This is a genomic window from Methylocucumis oryzae (genome assembly GCF_000963695.1).
GTDB classification, from domain to species: Bacteria; Pseudomonadota; Gammaproteobacteria; order Methylococcales; family Methylomonadaceae; genus Methylovulum; species Methylovulum oryzae.
On the sequence record NZ_LAJX01000020.1, the window covers coordinates 1 to 23,277 of the forward strand.

The following is a 23,277-nucleotide window of genomic DNA, read 5'->3' on the forward strand; positions in this document are numbered from 1 at the left end:
TTGACAACAGAATTAAATAATAACTTGTTCATTTTAATTACCTTTTTTTTTTCGTTTGATTTTGGCAGAGTAGTAAACTGTGTGGGCGGGGGGCGTATTAAACCACACTCCTTGTTGAGAAAATGCGTAAAAATTACTAAAAACGTGTTTAACACATTTTTTAGTTGTATCGTGGTTTTTTTGTGCGCTTAGCTAGGCAAAAATTTCTTTTACTTCGACAACGACACTCATAACTGGTGCTTGTCTAGTATTAGATTGAAATGAGCCAGAGACGGGTGGGATTAACTCAGGGTGGCGACTGACGGCAACCGCAATATGGTCGTTACCAACAACTTCCCCCGTTGTAGAATCAAAGCCCTTCCAACCCGCGCCAGGCAGATACACTTCTGCCCAAGCATGGGTTGAACCCAGGTAAAGCGGTAGTTTAGGCGAATATAAATAACCACTAACAAACCGAGCCGCTAATCCCAAGTAATGACATGATTCAATAAACAATGTGGCAAAATCCCTACAAGAACCGGCGCGTTTAGCCAAAGTAATTGCTGGTGTTTGTACGCCGGGTTCTTCACGTTGTTGGTATGTGAAGCCGGTTGCAATCGCTTTATTAATCCAATCCAGTAGCATATAAGTCTCCACTCTTTGTCCCGCATACCAAAATTGTCGCAACCATGAGCTTAGAACGGCTTGATCGCAGTCAAAAATCGGTGGTAAATACGCACACAAATCAATATGTTCAACGGTATCGTATTGAAAAGGATATTTCACCGCATAATCGGTGACTAAGAAATTTAGCGGATGGTCGTCGTAATGTTGCAGTAACACTAGGCTACCGATGGAAAGACAACGAGCTGATTCAACAAATGTTGCTTGCGCAACCGCGTTATCATACACATCACGCTGCCATTGCAACTGATAATCCGGTGTAATTACCAATTCAATCGACTCGATTCGGATGTCATGCCCTTCACGTGGGCGTAACAGTAATTTATGTGGCAATAAGGTAACGGGTTCGGAATATTGGTAAGTTGTCAAGTGTTTTATTTGTAAATGGCGCATAGGTCAGATTCCTGAGCGTGTTAATGGCAAACCAGATGCAGTTCAATTAACAATGGTTGGGTGTTCAACAATTATGACAGCAAAATTAAGCGCGTGCGGTGGTTTTGCGCTAGTAAATATCATCGGTTTATTTACAGCGCGGTTTGCCTATTGCCGAATCTGTCATGCATTCTAGGGGGTGCTTGGGCTAGCGAATGCGTTTGATGATGAACCCATTTTCAACGTTCTTGAAGCCAACCTTGGGATAGTACGTCATTGCTTCAGGCGCAGATAGCAGGATAAGTGCCACCTCTTCTCCAATAGCCGAGCGAACGCGGTCAATCAATTCATGCCCTATGCCTTGCTTTTGAAACGCCTTATCCACCGCAAGGTCGGATAGGTAGCAACAGTAGCTGAAATCAGTCAAGGCGCGACACACGCCAACGAGTTGACCCTCATGCCAAGCGGAAATGATTAAGTTTGCATTGGCAAACATTTTGTTCGATTCGAGCCAAATCATTAGTGGGGCGACAAATGCCGGACGCAACAAAAACCGCTGCCACATCGGTAGCAGCAAGAGGAAAATTATGACGGTATTCAATCGATGACATAAAAACCTAAGGTCTGAATTAACTGATGCCCGTTAATGCGTGGGGCGGTTTCATGTTAGCAAACCGCATCGGTGTACTCACAAAGTGGCGGTTTGCCTATTGGCGAATTCGCTATCTATCTATGCGACTTACGGGTTATGCACTTATTACTCGAATTCACGAATGGATAAATTTCTAGCCGTTTGTAAGGTTTGCACCTGATGTTGCGAACGATAAACCAGAAGCGGTCGGCCACATCATGACCCATCCGGTTCAAGTCTTAGCCGATACCACGCATATTGTTGAATTAATTCCTTTAATGGCTGAGCAAGGGTTTAGGCAAATTCCAGTCGTTGATGCAGAAAAACGGCTAGCGGCTATGGTTTATCCTGCGCATTTGATTGCTACGTTGTTTAAACAGCGGTAAGGGCACATTATGGCAAGAAGGCAGCCATGCAGAATTGATTTTTAGCGAGGAAATGATGCGTGAAAAATTAGACTTATCTGCTTTATCCATGCCTTATAAACAAGATTAACAATCATTAATACCCGTAGCTCAATCGCGATTGTAAGTAGTGCCTAGCTTTTGCTTAACTATTTTTTTGCATTGATTACATAAAAAAAAATAAAAAACATTTACGCCCGATAATTTCGGAGGAGCAGGTATTAATGAACGCCAAATCATTTTTAAATTACTTAGAAAACCTACGCCAAGAATATTTAACAAATAATCCAGGTGAAGTCGCCAGTTATATTCCTGAATTACTAAAAGTAGATGCCGATTGGTTAGGTATATCTGTTGTGACAGTGGACGGTCACGTTTATCAAGTTGGTGATTCAAAGCAAGATTTTACTATTCAATCGATTTCTAAAGTTATTACCTATGGAATGGCTTTAGAGGATAAAGGCGTTACGGCAGTTTTAGAAAAAGTGGATGTAGAACCATCAGGTGAAGCGTTTAACTCGATTAGTTTAGAGCCTGGTACCGGTCGGCCTCGTAATCCTATGATTAATGCGGGTGCTATTGCTACCGTATCTTTGCTCGCTGACGGTAACGCTCAGGATAAACTGAAACGGATGTTAGATGTCTATCAAAGTTATGTCGGCCATCCGGTACGCGTTGATGAAGATGTTTATCGTTCAGAAAAGGAAACAGGGCATAGAAATCGCGCTATCGGTTATATGTTGCGCAATTACGATATTATCGAAAAAGACACCGATGATGTTTTAGACTTGTATTTTAAGCAATGCTCGATTTTGGTGACTTGTCGTGATTTGGCATTAATCGGAGCAACCTTAGCGAATAATGGTGTCAATCCTATTACTGGTATTCGGGCGTTAAATAAAGAATATGTGCCTAATGTTTTAGGTGTAATGAGTTCTTGCGGTATGTATGATTATTCTGGTGCCTGGATTTATAACGTTGGGATGCCGGCTAAAAGTGGTGTAGGCGGCGGTGTTGTTGCTGTTTTGCCGGGTCAATTAAGTATTGCGGTGTTCTCGCCTAAGTTAGACGATAAAGGCAATAGTTTTCGAGGCATTGAAATTTGTAAAAGGATTTCTAAAGACTTCGGACTGCATTTATTTCACTCTAGCCAATCAACGGTATCAACGGTTATCCATGCGCGTTATAGTGGGGCTTCAATAAGGTCAAAGCGTTATCGAATTCCTGAGCAAGCTAAGTTGCTGAATGAATTAGGTAATAAAGTAATGGTCTTTGAGTTAGCCGGTGATTTAATGTTTACTTCAATGGAAATCGCATTGTCAGAGGCAGAGCATAACTTTAATTTGTTGCGATACTTAGTTCTTGATTTTAGACGTGTTACTTCGATTAATACCGGTGCAATTCACCTGTTAGTAGATTTTATTTACCTATCTTATGAACAAGGTATTGCGGTGATTTTGACGAATGCATCGGAAAAATTTTTGCTGACGAATGCGATAAAAAAACAAATTCCAAACTACAAAGAATTGCAGTTATTGCACCATAATGACATTGATGTTGCACTTGAATGGTGCGAAGAGTCTTTATTATCAGGACATGCCACTATTAATCAAACCTCTGTTGCACTCGCCGATATGGTGTTATGCGAAGGTTTTACTGAAGCCGAAATTTCTTCCTTGCAACACGTTTTAGATAAACGTAACTATAATGCTGGTGCTAATATTTGCAGTGAAGGTGAACCTGCTGACTCGCTTTATTTTGTTGTTAGTGGTGAAGTTGAAGTCGTTTTTGCCGCTATCGCGTAAACGATCAGGCCGAATTTCTACATTACCTGCAGGCGCTGCCTTTGGCGAAATGGGTATGTTAGAGGGTGGGGTGAGGTCCGCTGATATTGTTGCCGAAACTGACGTTACGTGTTACGTGTTGCACTATAATAAGTTGTGGTCTGACACATCAGAGTCAGGTATAAGTGTTAGGCAGAAATTAATGACGAATATTGCTAAAGGGTTAAGCCATAAGCTAAGACAAGCAACATTAGAAATTAAATCGCTGAAAAATTAAAGTGATGGTTATAAGTTGTTATGGTTATGTTGCGTTACATGAAATTGCCTTAAGATATAGTTGTCCAGAAAAGTTCTGTCCCGCATTCAAGGATTAGGGTGGTTGCTAATACTGATAGAGAAAGGAACAAAATATATCTGGATAGCTATAGGACAGGGCGTTTTAGAGTGCAGGTGTTGGTAGCAGGAATGCTGCCGTCAAGCCTACAGGGACGTATTTACGGCGTCCTGCGTTTATAAAAACCATATTGCGTTAAAATGACACAATCCATTTACTTTTTTTTTAABTATTTTAAAGCTATTTTATGTCACGTTGGTTGAAAGGCGTTATTGCAGGTGTTATTACCGCAATTATAGGATTAATACTTTTATTAACACCTTTAGGTGCGACATTTTGAACAAAATGTAGGCTTATCTTGGTTGTTTAATATCAGAGGAGCCATTGAATCACCTAGTCAGGTTGCGATTGTCGCAATTGATGATCAAACCGGTACTGCACTCGGCTTATCAAAGTTACCGCGTGAATGGCCGCGTTCGATTCACGCGCGTGTGGTCAATGAGTTAGTTCGACGGGGCGCTTCTGTTATTGTTTTTGATATTGACTTTCAGATTGCTAAACAAACTGAAACGGATGTCGAATTTGCCGAGGCTGTTGCCAATTCTGGACGCGTGGTATTAGTCGAAAAACTAATTGGTAAACGCCAGCCTTTAATCGATGCTACCGGCAAACAAACCGGCTCTGTTTGGGTTGAGCAATTAGTGCCTCCTATCTCTGCTTTAACTAAGGCGGCTAAAGGCTTGGGGCCATTCCCGTTACCAAAAGTACAAGTTGCTGTACACCAATTTTGGGTTTTTAAAAGCAGCATGAACGCTCCAACCATGCCGGCTGTTGCGTTACAAATCCATTTAATGAATGCGTACCCTCGCTTGTCCGAATTGCTAAGAAAAGCCGGCAAGCAACCTCCGACGCTTAGCCAACAAGCGAGTGCTACTGAATTGGTTAATTTTATGGGCGCATTGCGAGCCTTGTTTTTAAACGACCCAAGTCTTGGGCAAGCTCTGCGTGACACGATAGCTGAAGATACTGAGTTAGCTATTGAGCAGCACGATTCTGTTTTAGCACTTATCGGCCTTTATGAAGGTGCAGATGACCGCTATTTGAATTTTTATGGTCAGCCAGGATCAATCTTAACCATTCCTTATCATCTCATTGCCGGTGCGAACACTGAACAAGTCACACTTCCGGAACTTAAAGATAAAGTTGTTTTTGTTGGCTTTTCAGACCTTTATGACCCTGGTCAACCAGATCGTTTTTATACTGTTTACACGAATGACGATGGCGTCGATTTAAGCGGTGTTGAAATAGCCGCCACTGCCTTCGCTAATTTGTATAGAAGTAATGCGATTCACCCGCCAAACTTGTTAGAAGAACTCAGCATCGTTGTTGTTTTCGGTTGCGTCATTGGGTTTATCTCATATTTTCTAGCGACGATTACAGCAATTCCATTGATGTTGCTACTGGTAGCTAGTTATCTATTTGGCGCACAACAGGTTTTTAATACACAATACTTATGGATTCCTGTCGCTATTCCTATTCTTATTCAGTTTCCTATCGCCTTACTAAGTGGTTTATTAGTCAATTACTTTTCAGAAAAGAAGAAAAAAGAACGAGCAAATCAAGCTATTGGTTTTTATTTGCCAGAAAATTTAGCCCGAGACTTTACTGAAAAGAATCTTGATCATAATTCGTTAAATAAAGTGACTTATAGTGTCTGCTTTGCCTCGGATATGGCGGGGTTTACCACTATTGCTGAAGTGCTAAACCCTAAAGAATTAGCTGAATTTCTTAATGATTATTTTGAAACGTTATCAAAACCATTAAAAACGTCATGGCGTTGGCGTGATTGAGTTTCGAGCCGATGGGGTGATGTGTGCTTGGACAGCGGAAAGCTCTTGTGTGGAGCCGCGTTATAATGCATTACTAGCCGGAATTGAAGCAGTAGAAGCGATTGCGGGCTTTCAAAAACGTTATGCGCAGTTTTCGCACTCGCTACGTATTGGTATTGAAGACGGCATGGCTTATGTCGGACATGCCGGTGGTGGTGGTCATTTTGTTTATAGCATTGTTGGCGATTGTGCAAATACAGCAGCAAGGATTGAAAGTCTTAACAAGAAGCTTAAAACACAGTTGCTGGTTAGTGCTAGTGTGTTAGCAGGCGTTGGTGGTTTATTATGTCGATTTGTCGGTGATTTTCGCTTTGTTGGTAAAACCGAACCGCTTTCTATTTATGAAGTCGTTGCATCAGATGAACAGGCAAGTGATGCACAAATACAACTTTGTCAACAGTTTGGTGCAGCAATGAAGGTGTTAAGTACCGGTGATTGGAATAAGGCCGGTGATATGTTTGCTGAAATCTTAACTGAATTTCCCAGCGATGGTCCTTCTCGCTTTCATTTAGAACGTTGCCGGCGATGCTCCGCTGTGCCATTAGTCAGTGATTCGCCGCTGGTTATTCATTTAGATAGCAAATAACCAGCAATGAGGCATAAATTAAACGGATAAGTTATTTTTAGTCATGATCTTCATCATGGTCATCGTCATCGTCATCATGGTCATCATCATCGTCGTCATCGTCATCATTTTTTTCTACGCAAGAATATTGGCGTCTATCGAATTTCTTGGCAATTGGATCATAGCTAAGCGTGTCGCAATTTGGCAATGTACATGCGAAAGTCGCTTCTGACTTAACACGCCATTTATTATTGCCTTTTACTTTCAGTTGAACAGTGACCTGCATTTTACAACTGACATAGTCTATAGGCTTAGTATCTCCTGGGCATTTAATTTCCAGCGCAGAATAGTTTTGCGGATATTGCAGCAGCGTGGTATCTAACGGAGAGGTAATAAATGTTTGTTGTATATCTTTATTACCATTTGTGTAAGTATTAAGTTTGATAAGCTCTGAAGCCGTCTTAAATTTAGAATATTCACTAACTACAGAGTTTGATAACTCAACTGAATCTAAAATAGGTGGAAAACTATCTGGTAAGGTGATAATCGTGGGGTCGCTGCATAACAAACGTGCTCTTGGTTGCCCTGTTGGACCGCTAGTTCCTTTCTGCGGGGTAATAATCATTCCAAGTTGATAATTATTTTGTGAGACATCAACATTGCTGGCGGTAAGCTGAGCCTCTACACTGCCTGACCAAAATAAGCAGGTTCCACTTGAGCTTTTAAGCGCACAGACTCTAGCATGTACTGTGGTACTTAAAAATAAAGCCATTACCGCAAGCAAAACACTCGATATATTTAATAATTTATTCATAAAATACCTTTGATTCCAGAAAAATTTAATTAAAACCATCAACCTGGAAGCGGTTTTTTATGGTTAAATCCGAATAGTGCCAACATAGACGAACCTAAAAGCCATATAGATGCAGGAATAGGGACGGCTTGCACGTTGGCCGTGGGAGAATAAGTAAAATCATCCATTAACCACCACTTTTTATCTCCGTTAGCTACTATATTTCCCGTGTTAAGAGTGCTTGACGATGAAGAAGTAAACTCAAGTTTAGTAATATTTTTAAAACCAACATCCACCCATGAATAACTTTTAGTGTTATTTAGTAAGTTAACACTGATTTCACCGACTTTGTTGCTACCGTTGAATCCCGAAATAATTACATAGGGTGCGGTGTAGTCGTAGGCGGCATCTTTATAGGTCCAACCAGCAAAACTGGCGCCTATAAAATCAAAACTTGCACCATTCATTGTTACTGCTTTGGTTACCCCGTAGGCATTAAATAATGCATTTTCCCCGGAAGTTGAACCGTATGTATTTCCATACAATTGATATAAGCTGTCATTGACAACGGCAAAATTATTATCCCAATTAAATCCACCATAATTGGGAGATTGGGTCGCTAATAAAACACCTTGACCGTTTAGGTCGTCAAAATTTAAAACGGTAGCTGCCAGTGCTGAACTAATACTGCCAAAGAAAAAACTCATAATTGCGAGATATTTTTTCATGATACTTTGCTTCCTAAAGGTTACATCTGTTGTTCAATGAAGCAATAATAAGCTCATGATTCTAAAAATATTAGAAGGCTTATATTGCTAAATATTTGAAAGCATTTTCACAAAATGGCAAAAATATAAATAGATGTAAATATCACTTTTAATACAGGATAATTATCCCAAGAAATATATTTTTTTCCATATTTGCCATTTTGCTAAGGAAAATTTAACGTAATGCGCGCATACGCAGTTCGGGTCGGCAGTACGCTTGGATTGTTATAGTCAATATCAAAATATTTAAAATTTTGATCTAATAAATTGGTGGCACCAATTGAAAAGAAACCATATCGTTTGGGTAAGCGATAGCTAAGCATGGCGTCGACAATCCAAAAATCATCGCGACCAGATCGGATAGTAGCCGATTTAATACTCTCAAAATGACCGGCTTGATCGTAATAAGTTAATTTTAAACCGGCGCCAATACCCGTGGGATGAAAAAAATTAATACCCATCGGTACCTTATGTGTTTCCATGTCTTTAACACCATCCGTTAATAAAGCATCTCTACGAATTTGTTCATATTGATATTCTAACCGTAACGCTAAATAAGGATGAGGACTCCAAAATAAATAGGTTCTAGCTAGTTCTTCTCGCCAGCCTACTCGAATATTTTCCCCGAACTGATCTGAGGCCGGTACTGATAAATCCCGTTTAGATACCTCAATACCGCCCGAAACATCCGGTGAAAAACTTTTGATCAAGTCCTACACCGTATCGCCATGATTTAGTAGCATTAAAATCATCATAAAACTGATTAAAGCCAGCCACTTGTGTCGGTTCTAATGTTTGATTATTGATTAATGCTCGTTTTAATGTACTAAACCAAGCAGCACGTAATGTTGTGTTACGCCAAGGTGTCCACATTACCCCAAGTTTAGGGTTAATTTGATTAATGTCTTTTGATTCTTGTACATCACCGGACGTGAAATCACCGCTTACACCCAACGTGAAATTTAGCTCTTTTATTGGCTTGATATTTGAATAACTGTATGCATTGACATGTTGTAAATCAGTGTCTTGCGTAGGGAAACTCATAAGATTGTCAGGAGCCGGTAATACGGTTAATGCATATAAATCGGCTTTGCTGTCGCGGTCAAAATAGCCTGCACCGGTTGTTAAATTAACATAGGTTGAGCGAAACAAGTGTTGTAGTTCAGCGCCATAAGCCTCTTGCGGTTCAGTCAGATTTAAAGCGGTAATAAATCCAGGCGCGACAAAAGGTGCAGAGTCATAAGCACCAAATTTAGCATCGGCATAAGAAAATGAGCCGAGTAAGATAGACGAATCAGAAATGCTGTGGCGCATTCCTACTCGATAGGTGTGACGTTCCTGCGGGGTTCGTTGCCCTGGATAATATTCGCTTGGAAAAAATCTAAGTTGCAAATCGCCTATTTCAGCATTTCTATAGCGATATTCTGCTTGCACACTCGTTTTTGATGAAATTTCATATTGCACAAATGCATTAGCGATATCATCTCGTTGGCTGGCATTCGTTCTAAAGCCATCAGAGGTATAGTGAAAGCCACCAAAACTGAACGAAAGATTTTTATAAATACCTGAAACAATGCCTTCACCGGCGTAGCTTTCATGTTCTCCAATTAAACTATTGGCTTGAACTGTCATGCCATCGCGATTAAAAACAGGATTAAATTCATTAAACGATAAAGCGCCTGGGCCGCCTGCGCTAATTAAAAATAAGTTACTTTCGCCTAAACGCGGTTGTATGGGCGTCATGTTAATAGGTTGTAATAACTGCGACTGTAACAGTTCACTAACCCGTGCAATTTCATGCCTAGGTAAAATTGAGTATGAATCGGCTAAAAAACGATGCGCAGAAAAATTGCTTGGGTCAGTATTTACAGATTTCCAACCTTGTCTTAATGCCAGTTCTTGAAATCCTAAGTCACTGTAAATCCTGGCCATACTTGCGCTTCTTGATGCTAAATCAGAGTCTAATAACTGACGAGAACGGTACACTGCGCGGTTATCATTTAACTCAATTGCTTTTTGCAAATCATGTAACGCCTCTACCGGCTGGTTTGCAGTTTGCTTGTCGATAGCGCTATACAAATAAGCGGTGGGGTCAGCAGAATCTAATTCTTTGGCTAGTTCATATTGCTGTTTTTCTAGCGGTGTTCTTTTTTCTTCGTAATATGCTTTTCCTAAATAGGCTCTTAGCAAAGCGTTACTTGAGTCTAGCGCAACCGCGTATTCTATTTCACGACGCCCATCAACGAGGTCACCTTGTTTGACTTTGGTTAAACCTAAGCCGAAATGAGCCAGTGGATCATTGGCGTCAAAGTTAACAGCCTGCTCAAAAGCCTTTGTAGCATCAGTTTCTTGATTTTCTGATAAGGCTGCAAAGCCTAATACTGTCTGCGTTTTTGCTAATGTCGGAGCTAATTGCTCGGCTTTATGCGCTGCGGCTAACGCTGCACCCCTTTCCGCAAACATTAAATGCACTTCAGACAATCTTGCCCATACTAACGGATCATCAGGATATTCATTAGCCGCAGAAACGAGTACATCGCGGGCGGCTTCAAGCTGAAAATTAGCTTGTAACGCATACGATAAAGCGATTTTGGTTGCTGGTGACGGTGTTAACTCGACACCTTTATTGGCGTTTGTTAACGCGGGTTCGTGCTGATTATTGGCTATATTAATCACTGCGCGCAAAGCATAAGCTAAACCTGCTTTCGGTTGTAACTGTAAAGCAGTTTCAATATCAGAATTAGCTTTTTCTACTCTGCCAACCTCTAAAAACAAAGCGGCTCTATACAAGTAAAAATCAGCGCTACGCTCTGATAAAGCGACTTTATCAAGTTGGCTAAGTGCTGTAGAATTATCGGAATGAGCAGCCAAATCCATAGCCTGTTTAATTGCACTAGGTAACGTTTGCATCAGAGAGGGATTACTACCCCCTAATGCGGCTAGCAAAGGTGGGAAATGCAAGGTCCATTGCACAGCATCCCAAGGCTTAATTAAAAGATTGGGTTTGGGTGCTTGGCCTTTAAACGCTAACCCGGATTCGCCTCGTTTTAACGTTAGCTTACCTTGTTGATTTGATGTGGTTACTTTGCCTTCATAAACAATAGTGGTTGCGCTTTTGTCATCGACACGCATTGCAAATTCAGTACCTTCAATAAGACCGTTCAGATAAGGTGTATTGACTGCAAAGGTTCTAGGGGGGCGGCTAAACGATTTGAATGCGCCCATAATAAGTTCTAATAGTGAGCGTTTTTTAGGCTCTGTAGTTACATCAACTAGACGCATGGTTGTATTTTGATCTAATCGCAACACAACATCATTAACTAGTGAAACAGTAGCGCGACTATTTTCAGCAACATAAATCATGTCATTTTGGCACAGCGTTGATTCTAATTTCGCAGGCATTTTTCTAGTGTTATCGACATGTTCTAGCTCAACAGTCCCTTCTATAGAAACAAATTTACCTACCTTATCGCCACAGCTAGATGCTTGGCTGGATTTGTAAGGTGAAAGTAAAACTACGCTGCTAACCATTAAAGCTAAAATTGGTTTATTCATATTCTTTTCGTTCCTTGCTTACCCATTGTCTGAATATGTTGCGTGACTGTTGTCAATAGTATTTAGTCGATATAACTAATTGTGTTTTGTGAACTAATTGGTAAATAGACTATGTTGCTTACTATAGCCAGCATTAATCTTAGATGTCAATGTGATTGACATCGCTGAATTCTTAGGTATTTACGCATAAGTGTCGAAAGGAGGCTTTAATTTAAACCATGATAGATTAAGCTGAGTAAGGTGAGGTCATCAGATTGCTCGGCAGATGCAGTAAAATCAAGCACGACTTGCCGTGTGGTTTGAATAATTTCTTGTGCGGAAAAAAGACTGTTGCAGATTAATATGCGCTAATAATCGATGTTCTGTGAATTCCTCTAGTTTTGGATTCATGGCTTCGGTAATTCCGTCCGTGTATAAAATAAGTACGTCACCTGGGTTTAGCTGACGTGAGGCCAGCTCATATTCCGTTTTCGATTTAATCCCGACTAAAATGCCTTTCGGTTGAGATAAAAAATTAAAACCATCGCGGAAATTACCAAATATAGGTCGATTATGCCCACCATTCACATATTCTAATACCTGTTTTTTTGAGTCAATTATGCAAATATTCAACGTTAAAAACATACAGGTAGGATTTTCTTCGCATAATATCTCGTTTATGGCATGAATCGTTTGTAACAAATCCTTAGTTTTTAACATCTCTGTACGCAATAGCGTTAATGCTTTTACCATAAATAATGCCGCTGGTACGCCTTTTTCCCGCGACATCCCCAATCGCAATACACACTCTATCGGCATCTAATGGAAAAGCATCATAAAGGTCTCCGCCGACCTCTTTTGCAGGTTTAATAAACGCATCGACTTCGACTTGTGGATGGTTTGGAAAAAAAGGCTGATAAGGCAACATGCTAAGTTGTAATTCTTGAGCAATTACTAATTCTTTTTCTAAATGCTCTAGGCGCAAACTTTGCTCGACTGCTTTTTGGATGGCAAGATTACGCGCTCTCATTCGAGTGGCAATTTGCTGAAGAATATTTTTTGCCGCGCCAGGAATTAAAAAAAACTCAGACCATAGCAACGACTCGTGAATAGAGATAACAAGACTCGGTTCACTCGTTCTGACATAAGCAGTTGGAACTTGGCCGTCGATAATGGACACCTCACCAACAAACTCTCCTGGTTTTATTTGGAAACCTTTGTGAGATTCGAGATTATCAATATGAACGGTTAATTCCCCTTCTAACAGCAAATATAAATACTTGTTGCTTTGGCCGGGCGATAAAATTACGGCGCCCGTTGGCAGTTGCTGAAACGCACATTGAAGAAAAAAAAGGTTTTAACGTGGTGAAAGGAATTGCACTAAACAGCGGATAAGAAGATAAAAGGCTTTGATAAGTGGCAACGGCAACAACTGGATCTAACGTATTTGTTACAGCATAGGCTATATGGTCTTCATTGTGGGCTTTCATTGCGATTACTTGAGTTGTTTAATGGGGTTTTAAGCATAGTAACTCGAAGAATGTTGAGATTGCCAATTCTTTGATAAATCTGACTATCAGTAAATGATTTAATTAAGTGAATTCCCCTTCCAGTAATGGTAGCAACGTCAAGCGTTGTTGGTTGTTGATAATGCTCAGTGGTAAAAGGGTTAAACGCTATTCCGTCATCAATAATTTCAAGGTCTAGCGAGTGCTGATAGTTAAATAATCGAATAGTGATAGTATGATTTTGTTCGTCTTCGTAACCATAATCAATGATATTGGGTATCGCTTCGCATAAAACCAAATCAAGTTTAAAAACCTCTCGTTCGGACAGTAACAATCGTATTTTCACCTCATCAAGCCAGCATTGAATCTTTACTAACTCATTGAAATGGTTCGCGATAGAAATAGATTCAATAGTCTCTAATGCGGATTGTTCGATGGTAGAAACCATGTTAATTAGAATTGGCTGTTAAATCATTTATCGCTAATGCTAATTCCGTATAAATCGGTATTAAGCTGGATACGCCTGATGCCTCTAAAACCTCCATGACATTGGGTTGAGGGTTAAAAAGCACCATAAGTCCACCACGTCTTGATACTGCTTTAGCTGCAGAGAGTATTGTTCTTATCCCTAATGAGGACAAAAAACTGACGTCAGATATGTCAACTAATATGCTACCGTCGCGGGTTGCTGTTAACGCAGTAAACTTCATGTCAATTGCCTGAGCACCTTGCATATCTAATCTACCTGATAAGACCACTTTAAAAATAGTGTCCGTTAATAATTCTGAGTGGATTTGCATAGTATTTTCCTAAGTATTTTTGAGCAAATACATTGTAAGACTAACTGTGTTTCAACTATATTAATTTCAGATGCTGACGCAGGGATTATTTTTAGCGCAATAAGTTGATTTAGTTTGCCCCAATTTCATAGAACACATTATTGAGCTTAATAAACTGGCAACATATACAACCTCTGTTGCAGCTAAGACAATACCAGAGCCATGGCTGTCTTATTCGAATTGTTACTGCATTCAATTATGCAATTATTAATAAAATTACAACATTACCAAACTAGGCTAAGCATTAGGTGGTTATAGAAAAACCGATGGCCGTTCGATTAAATGCGAGTTCTATTTTAATGGCTATATACCTTATCGATACTCAGTTTTCAACAACCCAGCGATGACAAAAAATGAAAAATCAAGTCAGTAATGATTGTGCTATGAAATTGATTTGTAAGCGCTTCGATCAGTTGTCCCAACGTTGTGTTAACAAACATACATCTTTTAATTCGGATTTAATCTGCCAAAAAATTTTAACGTTATATAATCAACCGGCTCGCCGTTACCATAATATTGAGCATATCATTCACTGTCTAAAAGAATTTGACCAAATAGGTGACCAAATCCCTGACCCGGATGCTGTGGAAATGGCGCTTTGGTTCCACGATTCTATTTACTACGCTGGACGCATTGATAATGAGCAAAAAAAGTGCCGATTTTTTCTTCGAGCAAACTCAACAATATTTACCGCAAGACTTTATTGAAAAGGTTCAGCGTTTAATCATGATGACGACACATAAAGACATACCTAAAACATTAGATGAATGCTTTATAACAGATATCGATTTATCCAGTTTTGGCGCGGAATGGGGGAATTTATGGTTGATACCCAAAATCTTAGAGAGGAGCGGCAAGATTTACCTGATCCTATTTACTTTCAAATCCATACAAAGTTTTTAACCAGCTTGTTAGCGCGCGAAAGAATTTTCCAAACAGATTCTTTTTATCAGCGCTATGAGACCATAGCAAAACAAAATATTAGCCGTTTATTAGAAAAAAGAAAGTCTGAAGGCTATGGTTAGCTACCAGTTTTTTGCATATCTGAAGATGACCCGGAATAAATCTTGGTTTTTACTCCATCATTACAACTCAAACTGATACTCAATACCTACCCAATAAGCTCTAGGCGCTCCGGGTGCGACTAGCGTGGTGTTTAACCAATCGTTGCTATTGTAATTCCAGCCGCTAGCACCGGTGACGCCTTTGTCTGATGGAGAAAAAGGGTTTATGCCTAACCGTCCTGCGGTTGCGTATTGGCGGTCAAATAGATTATTGATTAAACCGAATACCGAGAGTTGTTTGGTTAATTGGTAGCGGGTTTTTAGATTAAACAACACATAGCCCGGTACGCTGCCTGAATCGGTAAACTGTTTAAGTCTAATGCGTTCTATGCCTGTGCCGGTGCTGTTGGGTCGGTCGATATAATCATAGTCACCGGCCGTATGACCGTTGTTTTCATTGCCGCGCAGATAAGAAAACGAATGCGCAATCATTGTTAAACCGATATTCCAGTCTTGGTTGACATGGTAAGTCAATGTCGCGTTGATATTATGTAGCGGTACGCCTGGCATACGGTCGCCGGGGTTGACTTGAATCATGTCTTGTATCGCTTCGATAGGGCGGCCTTGATCGTCATATTGTGGATTTAATGGTGAGCTGACTGCCGCGCTACTGTTATGCGGGCTTAACATGAATAACCTAGATTGAAACGTGGCTTCGTTATAACCATAATTCAGTTGTACATCAAACTTGCCAACATGGCCTGAGAAGCCGAATTCTATGCCTTGTCTACGCGTGGCGCCTATTGTGTCAAAAAAGCTACGCGTAGCTGTGACGCCAACTAAGTAAATGTCGTTATCTAAATCGGTACGATAAATGCCCGCATTCCATTGCCAATCGTGCCACAGCGTTCCGCGTACCCCTAACTCATAGGAGTTAGCAAAAATTTGTGGCAGATAGGGGTCGCCCGATAAGCTGGTCGGTAACGTACATGCCCCGCCTATGGATGCTAAGCTTTTAGGAACTAAATTAGAATCCGGGTCGGATGCGTCTTGCGGCACAAGTGAACTGTCATAAGCACAACCTAACTCTACCGTCGACGGTGTACGAGTGCCGCTACTCCAGTTAAAAAACACATTCACGTCGGGTAGCGGCAAATAACTAATACCAAACGACGGGTTAAACGATTGGTAATTAAATTCTTCTGCGGTTGGCGTTTCACTGTAGTCGCCTAAGCCGAAATAAGGGTCTTGCGACAACCAGACGTCTTTATCCCAATTCGCTTTAATATTGTAATTAGCGCTGCTAGGGCAGGATGCGGGATTTGAGCCTGAGCAAACGATGACAGTAGGGCGATAAGTATTTAAGTCTTGTATATCGTGTAAATTTTCATAACCGGCTCGCGTCCTTGATAATAAGTGATTATTAATATCGGTGTGGTTGTACCGGCCTGAGACGCTGATATGTAAATTATTTTTTAGGCGAAAAGGTTTCACTAAAATAACCACTGACGGTTGTTGATTCACCGGTAAAGGTATTGTTATTAATCGCTTGGCTGGCGGCGGTGAAAACGGGGTCGATTTGGTCGGGTGCTAAATACACGCGATGGCTAGCGTCCATTAAGCCTAATTGTTGGCTGGTGGCAAAATCGGTAGTTGCGCTATCAACCGAGCCACCTAGCATGAATTTATGTTGCTCGCTGTCCCAGTTCAGTTGTAAGAACGCGCCATCGGTTTGTTGGGCAATGTTAGTTGTGCTTAACACACCGACTGGCGTACCGTCTATCCAGCCTTTAGACGACAAACCGGCTGTGGCATTATTCGGGTCGCCATACGCACCATTGCGTGGACCTGAATCGGTACTGACCGGCGTGTAATTGACATAATCGCAGTTGCTGTTAACCGGCGGCATTAATATCAAGTAATCGACATCGCCTTTGCTTAATTCAGCGTTAATCGTGCCGGTATCAGCGACACCATCAAAGTCTTTATCCAACGCATAATCAGGTACGCCGTCTTTGTTTCTGTCTAAATAGCGACAAACCGGTTGTCCAGTACGCGTACCATTCGCGACTAAAGGATTTTCCCAGCCGCTATCCATATCGCTAAAATCTTCATAAATATCGCCAGCGATGGATGAACGGCGACTGTCACGTCGGTATAGTTGTCCTGTGATGCTGAGGTGATCGGAGATGAATAATTCTCCACCAAACAAATACTGTTGCAATTGATTATCGGTTTGGTCGGGTGAGCTGAACACTGCTTCAGGGGTTGTTGTCATCCATGATGAAGGTATTAAGCCGTTGCCTAGTAAGCTATTGTCGGCAATGAGAAAACTGGCTTTTAATGAGTAATTGTCATCGCGCCAATCTAATCGGCTAAAACCTTGTTTGACTTGTGACGGCGAATTATTGCGCCAGCCTTGTTCATCAAAGCCAGTGAACGCGACAAAACCGGCTAACTGCTCGTTATGCCAACCGGCTGACATTTCGCCTTTTTTTCTATCCCAAGAACCGCCTTGCATACTTAACGTGACGCCTGCATCATCGAAGCCGTTTTTACTGCGTAAAGCTAAAGCACCGCCTAAGGTATTTAAGCCAAATATCGGATTAGAGCCAGGAAATAAGTCCATGCTGGCTATCGCATTCATTGGAATCAAATCCCAGTTCACGACATCGCCGAACGGTTCATTAACGCGCACCCCATCAAAAAATACCGATAAACCTTGTGGCGTACCTAATTGCGGCGAGGCGGAAAAGCCACGATACATAATATCCATTTGAAACGGATTGCCTTGGTAATCGTTGACATTCACCGATTGCAATTTTGAATTCATTAAATCGCCTAAGCTGGTGGCAAACGAATTCTTAATGGTATCAGCCGATATAGATTGTACGTTGCTAGGGATTTGTTCTTTGCTTAAGGTTAAACCGTCGCTGGGGCCGATTTTAACCGCTGTGTTAGCTTCAGCCTCGACCACGACAGTATCTAATTGTGTGGCTTCAGTAGTTTCTGCTTCGGCAAAACACGATGCGGTACTGAGTAACGATAATAGTGTTACTGTTGTCTTTAATACGTTTGCGGTCATAAGCGCTGGCTTGAACAAGACTTAAGTTTTTTTGCGAAAAAATGACCCATAGTAGAGAGGATTTAACATCACGGATATAGGAAATTTTCCTAACTATTTTAGGAAAATCTCATATTGTTGTTGTTGCGTTCAGCCAGTAGCATGGCCCATCCCTCTTCGGTCTGAATGAATGAATTACAAAATCACTGTTTTATCGTTAGCGCTTAGCACGATTGTCGCACTATTCGTGTTAACAGAGCCTTCGAGTAAGCCAGCCAGCCAAACTAACGATACCGCCTCAACCACAAGCCATAGCACAGCGTCACAGCCAAGTAGGCAAGCCAGCTATGCTGATTTAACGGGGTTAGCACCACCGCCTTCTCGACCTGCTAGCGATTGCACACGGATACAATCGAATACTTATTTGCAAGGCTGTGATTTTCACGAACAAAGTCTACAAGACAAGGACTTACGCGGCAGTGATTTAAGCCATACCCGGTTGCATGGCGAATTAGGTAAAGCCAATTTAACCGGGGCTAAATTAATCGGCGCCACGGTCATAGGACGCTTAACGCTGACTGCTGAAACGGTGTTAACCAATGCCGATTTATCAGGTCTTTATTCCGATGGTAATAATCCGGTGCTCGCCGAATCCGCGCAATTATCAGGCGTAAAACTGACTAAAGCTCAGTTGTATGGCGCTAATTTAAAACAAGCCTTACTCGATAAAGCCGATTTATCCAACGCAGTCTTAACCGGCGCTAATTTACAGGCAACACACTTAACGCAAACCAACTTAAGCGGCAGTGATTTAACCAATGCCGACTTATCGTCAGGCGTATTAACGCAGGCGGTGCTTAAAAAACGCCGATTTAACCGAAGCTAATTTAACCAGCGCAGATTTAACGGCTAGCGATTTAACCCACGCTAGCTTAGCCGGAACCGATTTGGCGAATGCTCGCTTAGCCGGGGCGGACTTAACCTATGCCGATTTATCAGCGGCTAAACATACGGATTCGGTGTTAATCGATACCGACACGATTTTTCTCCACGCGATTTGCCCTGATGGCGTAGAGGTTGATGGCACTCAGGTAACAACCTGTGTAGGGCATGGTTTTTAAACCTGTTTAACCTTCACTTTACTAGGAAATAATGATGAAAAAAAACTTACAAACTAGCGCGCTAAGCGTTGCGTTAACCGTAGCGTCTATGACCGCCTCAGCAACTGGCTTTGTGCAATTGCCCGCCACGGGCGTGGTTATCGATGGTGGCAAGTCCGCTTACATAACCTGTAATACCACAGGAGAATTTGGTTCTAACCCCAATGGCTCAACCCCGCCGACGTTCTCACCGAATGGTGGCGCCAACAACACTTGCGCACTAAAAAGCATTGACCCACCGGTCGCCGGCTACACCCAAACCGCCAGTGTGGTTAGAGACATTGTGATGAACAATGCTTATACGTTAAACCAGCCGATTACCGTCGGCACCGTAGTCGATAGAGTTTGGCGTAAAGGCGTTAGCTGCATTTACGGTGCAAAAATTCGCTTAAACAATGTTGATTATGACAGACGTGCGATTAGTCCTGGTGTGCAATATTTTGAAGTGAATGATATTTTGCGTGCCAATTTTTTGAAAAAAGCACCAGTATCGGTGGCTTATGTGTACACCACACGTGGCCCTGGTCAATCCGATGATGTAGTGTACCGAGCTGGCTTGACTAACACATCGGTGGTTAATTTCCCTGGCGATCCGGCGCAACCATTAATCAGTGTCGCGCCAATCAATAGAAAATGGGTAGATTTCACCACGGATATTAGTTTCCAAGACGATGATGGCTCATCCGTGCGCGATTCCGCTTGGTTATTAGTCAAAAGTACCTGCTCAGAGCAAACACCGGCCGAAACCGACGGCGCGTTAAAATTTAGACAAATGGGACAAGAAGAACAGCCGCTTATCGAAGTGCGGGTTAAGGCCTTTGACCCTTCGGCGCAATAAGGTATGTGCTAATCGATTGGGTTTAACAACTGTATTTTGAGTAGTCACGTTCAGGTCTTTTAAAAGCTTGTAGGGTAGGTATTGTGTGTCTTTAGATACGCAATGCGTACTCTACAGCGCTGCTGGTAATTGACACTAAGACTTGCTGCATATCAACAAAAACGGCATGATATACAGGAATATATAATTACTTGTTGGGTTTTATATCTCGCGAAAATTTATGATGAGTATTTTTCGTTGTATATAAAGAAACAGCAATTCTCAATTTAGGATTTTTATAAAATCAATAGGTTACAACAGTGATTTTTTATTTTTTTAAGAGTTATTCACGCTTTTTAGATGCACTTGCTGCAATTAACTATCAATTTTGAAGATCTGCTTATCAAACTGGCAATGTTTGCGGTAAAACTACAATAACCTTGTTACTTTGCCATTTATATCCATATGATTATATTAGTATTCCTAAATTGAGAATTGCTGCATTTTCGCGCTAGCCAATACATGAGCGCCGATCTCTGCACATAAATGGTATAAAGCGCTCGGCTCGATGGGGTCAAGCAAGTTATCAAAAAGAAGGGCCTTGAGTGAAGAACACCGAAAACGCGCTCAGTGCCGCGTCGCTTATCAGGTATTTTTGGTGGTTACCTTTTTTTCCATTGGTCAGAAAATTCGTTGAACGTAGTGCGAACCGCTTCGATTAACCCATTAAGTGAGAATGTTTCGGTAGTTTGTGTAGAAATAAGAGCATCCGTGACTATTTTAAATAGTCATTATTATATGGTCTTAAATTTGAAATTGCCGGGGCACTTCCTGTCGAGACTAATCATCTCGCATCTGCACGAATAAGAGCGCCACTTTTTATTTTGCAACAAATGTTATAATATAACATCACACACATAACTAAGATGCTTATGAACAAACTACCCGTTACTGTACTCTCCGGCTTTCTAGGGCTGGTAAAACGACTCTGTTAAACCATATTTTAAATAATCGTGCCCATCTGAAAGTGGCCGTTATTGTCAATGATATGAGTGAAATTAATATCGACGCTGCCATTGTCAAAAATGAAGTGCAATTAAATCGTGGCCAAGAAAAACTTGTAGAAATGAGCAATGGCTGTATTTGCTGCACATTACGTGAAGATTTGCTTGTCGAAATAACAACCCTAGCACATGCAGGGCACTTTGATTATTTAGTCATAGAATCAACCGGTATCGCAGAACCGCTACCGATTGCCGAAACGTTTACTTTTCGTGATGAACAAGGCGTTAGCTTATCCGATGTTGCTCAACTCGATACGATGGTCACTGTCGTCGATGCCGTTAATTTCATGCGCGACTATTTAGAAGCATTAAGCTTAAAAGAAAGTGGCGAATCTTTAGGCGAAGACGATGAGCGCAATGTCGCCGATTTGTTAGTCGCTCAAATTGAATTTGCCAACATCTTATTAATTTCAAAAACAGATTTAATCTCTAGCGAAGAGCTAGCGAATCTTAAGGCCGTACTCCATCAATTAAACCCAACGGCTAATATCATCCCTACCGTTATGGGCCAAGTCGATTTAGATAACGTGTTAAATACCGGTTTATTCGACTTTGACCAAGCACAGCAAGCACCGGGCTGGTTAAAACAATTGCGAGGCGAGCATACGCCAGAAACCGAAGAATATGGCATTAGCAGCTTTGTCTATAGCGCTCGCCGCCCTTTCCACCCCGAGCGTTTTTATCAGCTTTTACATGAGGGTGAATGGGATAACGGCACATTACTGCGCTCTAAGGGCTTTTTCTGGCTAGCCTCTAGGCCAGACTATGCCGGTAATTGGTCACAAGCCGGCGGCATCATGCATCATGGCCTAGCGGGTCGCTGGTGGGCCGCTGTACCTAAAGAGCAATGGCCCAGCGATTATCAAGATGACATTTTAGCGCAATGGTCAGAGCCTTACGGCGATTGTCGGCAAGAACTCGTCTTTATTGGCCAACACATTAATGTTGAACAAATAAAACAGGAACTCGACGCCTGTTTATTAACCGACAACGAATTAGCACAAGGACCTGAGGTTTGGCGCTTCTACTCAGATAACTTTCCACAATGGTTTAATAATGGTTAGCTTAGCTGTTTGTTTGCGTTTAATTGGTTGTGAAATGTTAGTGATACTTAGCATTTTAGCGTCACTATTAGATAAAACCTCTAACACACGTAACTTAGTCATGTTAGGACTCAGCATTTTACTTAGCGTACTGTGTATCGATATGGTCACTTATGTTTTGCCTAATCAAATTGCTGGCTTTATTTATCAATCCCATGATGAATACCTCCATTCAGTCGTTACACCACCGCAAAAACAAACATGATAACCGTATTAATGACTATCGTAGCGTGCCTTGCGGTCAGCGTATGCTCATTATCAAGCGCATTTGCCCTCTGGTTAACACCTAAACAATTAAATCGCATCGTGCCGTATCTCGTCGCATTAGCCGTTGGTGTTTTACTTGGCGATGCGTTTATCCATTTGATTCCCGATGCAGTAAACCGGCATGGCTCAGTCAGCACTATCTGCTTTACTGTACTGATAGGTGTATTTGGATTTTTCGTACTCGAAAAATTAGTACGTTGGCATCACGATCACTTAAACGATATTAAGCAATCTCAGCTTGAAAACACCATTTTGCCGCTAGCCAGAATGAACTTAATCGGCGATGCCGTACATAATTTCGTCGATGGTATTTTAATAGCCGGGAGTTTTCTCGCTGATCCGCTAGTGGGCATGACAACAACATTAGCGATTATTGCGCACGAGGTGCCGCAAGAATTAGGTGACGTCGGCGCATTGTTACGAGGCGGATACACACCCAAGCAGGCCGTGTTGTACAACTTTTATTGCTCACTTAGCGTAATACCAGGGGCGTTATTCACGATATTACTCAGTCAAATCGCCGAGTCATCATTAACAGTATTACTACCTATTGCCGCCGGTGGTTTTATCTATATCGCAGCCTCGGACTTGATCCCTGTCCTGCATGAACGCGCCAACATCCGACATCTCAGCGGACAAAGCGCATCGTTTGCTTTAGGCATTTTTTTTATGCAAGGCATTGTACTTTTAGAACAGACGCTATTAAACACATAAG

The 23,277-nt window shown here is 41.5% G+C and carries 25 protein-coding genes and 1 pseudogene; 13 read left to right on the forward strand and 13 right to left on the reverse strand.

Annotated elements, in window-relative coordinates:
- Positions 1–192: 192 nt before the first annotated feature.
- Together VZ94_RS02660 and VZ94_RS02665 are read right to left on the reverse strand one after the other, a co-directional pair.
- Complete coding sequence (locus VZ94_RS02660; protein WP_045778059.1) at positions 193–1,056, reverse strand: transglutaminase family protein; 864 nt, start codon at positions 1,054–1,056, stop codon at positions 193–195.
- Between the two features lie 187 nt (positions 1,057–1,243).
- A complete protein-coding gene (locus VZ94_RS02665) occupies positions 1,244–1,555 on the reverse strand; it encodes a GNAT family N-acetyltransferase (RefSeq protein ID WP_204369024.1) in 312 nt (103 codons plus the stop codon).
- A 329-nt stretch (positions 1,556–1,884) separates the two neighbouring features.
- Between VZ94_RS02665 and VZ94_RS24130 the strand changes: the two genes are divergently transcribed.
- The 5 genes from VZ94_RS24130 (at position 1,885) to VZ94_RS02685 (ending at position 6,663) form a co-directional block, all read left to right on the forward strand.
- Entirely contained in the window at positions 1,885–2,052 is a 168-nt protein-coding gene (locus VZ94_RS24130) for a CBS domain-containing protein (protein WP_082081332.1), read from the forward strand.
- 242 nt (positions 2,053–2,294) lie between these two features.
- The gene (gene glsA / locus VZ94_RS02670) at positions 2,295–3,875 is read left to right on the forward strand and encodes a glutaminase A (protein ID WP_082081334.1); all 1,581 of its coding nucleotides are present in this window, start codon (positions 2,295–2,297) and stop codon (positions 3,873–3,875) included.
- Complete coding sequence (locus tag VZ94_RS02675) at positions 3,859–4,131, forward strand: cyclic nucleotide-binding domain-containing protein (RefSeq protein ID WP_045778060.1); 273 nt, start codon at positions 3,859–3,861, stop codon at positions 4,129–4,131. Before glsA ends, VZ94_RS02675 begins: the two co-directional genes overlap by 17 nt.
- Before the next feature lie 383 nt (positions 4,132–4,514).
- On the forward strand, positions 4,515–6,038 hold the full coding sequence (locus VZ94_RS02680) for a CHASE2 domain-containing protein (protein ID WP_045778061.1): 1,524 nt from the start codon (positions 4,515–4,517) through the stop codon (positions 6,036–6,038).
- Positions 6,031–6,663: an adenylate/guanylate cyclase domain-containing protein gene (locus VZ94_RS02685; RefSeq protein ID WP_045778062.1), complete on the forward strand. Its 633-nt coding sequence runs from the start codon at positions 6,031–6,033 to the stop codon at positions 6,661–6,663. The genes VZ94_RS02680 and VZ94_RS02685 overlap by 8 nt, the downstream gene beginning before the upstream one ends.
- 37 nt (positions 6,664–6,700) lie before the next feature.
- On the opposite strand, the gene VZ94_RS26370 is transcribed toward VZ94_RS02685, so the two are convergent.
- From VZ94_RS26370 to VZ94_RS02720, 9 genes are all read right to left on the reverse strand, one after another.
- The gene (locus VZ94_RS26370; protein ID WP_192828591.1) at positions 6,701–7,456 is read right to left on the reverse strand and encodes a hypothetical protein; all 756 of its coding nucleotides are present in this window, start codon (positions 7,454–7,456) and stop codon (positions 6,701–6,703) included.
- A gap of 38 nt (positions 7,457–7,494) precedes the next feature.
- Complete coding sequence (locus VZ94_RS02695) at positions 7,495–8,163, reverse strand: hypothetical protein (protein ID WP_045778064.1); 669 nt, start codon at positions 8,161–8,163, stop codon at positions 7,495–7,497.
- A 203-nt stretch (positions 8,164–8,366) separates the two neighbouring features.
- Positions 8,367–8,912, reverse strand: a complete 546-nt coding sequence (locus VZ94_RS22080; protein WP_052700151.1) for a TonB-dependent receptor — start codon at positions 8,910–8,912, stop codon at positions 8,367–8,369.
- Positions 8,872–11,757 (reverse strand): TonB-dependent receptor domain-containing protein, encoded by a 2,886-nt coding sequence (locus VZ94_RS02700; RefSeq protein ID WP_052700152.1) that lies wholly within the window; start codon positions 11,755–11,757, stop codon positions 8,872–8,874. Before VZ94_RS02700 ends, VZ94_RS22080 begins: the two co-directional genes overlap by 41 nt.
- 276 nt (positions 11,758–12,033) lie before the next feature.
- On the reverse strand, positions 12,034–12,456 hold the full coding sequence (locus VZ94_RS02705) for a PP2C family protein-serine/threonine phosphatase (RefSeq protein ID WP_045778065.1): 423 nt from the start codon (positions 12,454–12,456) through the stop codon (positions 12,034–12,036).
- Positions 12,443–13,006 (reverse strand): hypothetical protein, encoded by a 564-nt coding sequence (locus tag VZ94_RS02710; RefSeq protein WP_045778066.1) that lies wholly within the window; start codon positions 13,004–13,006, stop codon positions 12,443–12,445. The genes VZ94_RS02705 and VZ94_RS02710 overlap by 14 nt, the downstream gene beginning before the upstream one ends.
- Entirely contained in the window at positions 12,972–13,226 is a 255-nt protein-coding gene (locus tag VZ94_RS25465) for a hypothetical protein (protein ID WP_131655453.1), read from the reverse strand. Before VZ94_RS25465 ends, VZ94_RS02710 begins: the two co-directional genes overlap by 35 nt.
- Complete coding sequence (locus tag VZ94_RS02715; protein ID WP_045778067.1) at positions 13,210–13,692, reverse strand: ATP-binding protein; 483 nt, start codon at positions 13,690–13,692, stop codon at positions 13,210–13,212. Before VZ94_RS02715 ends, VZ94_RS25465 begins: the two co-directional genes overlap by 17 nt.
- A 1-nt stretch (position 13,693) precedes the next feature.
- A complete protein-coding gene (locus VZ94_RS02720) occupies positions 13,694–14,044 on the reverse strand; it encodes an STAS domain-containing protein (RefSeq protein ID WP_045778068.1) in 351 nt (116 codons plus the stop codon).
- A 392-nt stretch (positions 14,045–14,436) separates the two neighbouring features.
- On the opposite strand from VZ94_RS02720, the gene VZ94_RS22085 reads away from it, so the two are divergent.
- Together VZ94_RS22085 and VZ94_RS22090 are read left to right on the forward strand one after the other, a co-directional pair.
- A complete protein-coding gene (locus VZ94_RS22085; RefSeq protein ID WP_052700153.1) occupies positions 14,437–14,790 on the forward strand; it encodes a hypothetical protein in 354 nt (117 codons plus the stop codon).
- A gap of 114 nt (positions 14,791–14,904) precedes the next feature.
- Positions 14,905–15,108: a hypothetical protein gene (locus tag VZ94_RS22090; protein ID WP_131655454.1), complete on the forward strand. Its 204-nt coding sequence runs from the start codon at positions 14,905–14,907 to the stop codon at positions 15,106–15,108.
- A 60-nt stretch (positions 15,109–15,168) separates the two neighbouring features.
- On the opposite strand, the gene VZ94_RS27775 is transcribed toward VZ94_RS22090, so the two are convergent.
- Positions 15,169–16,581, reverse strand: coding sequence for a TonB-dependent receptor domain-containing protein (locus tag VZ94_RS27775; RefSeq protein WP_239649577.1), 1,413 nt, complete (start codon positions 16,579–16,581; stop codon positions 15,169–15,171).
- A complete protein-coding gene (locus tag VZ94_RS27780) occupies positions 16,556–18,172 on the reverse strand; it encodes a TonB-dependent receptor plug domain-containing protein (RefSeq protein ID WP_052700156.1) in 1,617 nt (538 codons plus the stop codon). Before VZ94_RS27780 ends, VZ94_RS27775 begins: the two co-directional genes overlap by 26 nt.
- A gap of 169 nt (positions 18,173–18,341) precedes the next feature.
- Here VZ94_RS27780 and VZ94_RS02735 point away from each other — a divergent pair, with 169 nt between their 5' ends.
- From VZ94_RS02735 to VZ94_RS02755, 6 genes and pseudogenes are all read left to right on the forward strand, one after another.
- Positions 18,342–19,037, forward strand: coding sequence for a pentapeptide repeat-containing protein (locus tag VZ94_RS02735; RefSeq protein WP_052700157.1), 696 nt, complete (start codon positions 18,342–18,344; stop codon positions 19,035–19,037).
- Between the two features lies 1 nt (position 19,038).
- A pseudogene (locus tag VZ94_RS24140) lies at positions 19,039–19,272 on the forward strand (pentapeptide repeat-containing protein); the annotation flags it as partial.
- A gap of 31 nt (positions 19,273–19,303) precedes the next feature.
- On the forward strand, positions 19,304–20,149 hold the full coding sequence (locus VZ94_RS02740; protein ID WP_045778069.1) for a hypothetical protein: 846 nt from the start codon (positions 19,304–19,306) through the stop codon (positions 20,147–20,149).
- Between the two features lie 1,006 nt (positions 20,150–21,155).
- Entirely contained in the window at positions 21,156–22,256 is a 1,101-nt protein-coding gene (zigA, locus tag VZ94_RS02745; protein ID WP_239649578.1) for a zinc metallochaperone GTPase ZigA, read from the forward strand.
- Between the two features lie 34 nt (positions 22,257–22,290).
- Positions 22,291–22,500, forward strand: coding sequence for a hypothetical protein (locus tag VZ94_RS02750; protein ID WP_131655455.1), 210 nt, complete (start codon positions 22,291–22,293; stop codon positions 22,498–22,500).
- Positions 22,497–23,276 (forward strand): ZIP family metal transporter, encoded by a 780-nt coding sequence (locus VZ94_RS02755; protein WP_045778071.1) that lies wholly within the window; start codon positions 22,497–22,499, stop codon positions 23,274–23,276. The genes VZ94_RS02750 and VZ94_RS02755 overlap by 4 nt, the downstream gene beginning before the upstream one ends.
- Position 23,277 lies beyond the last annotated feature (1 nt).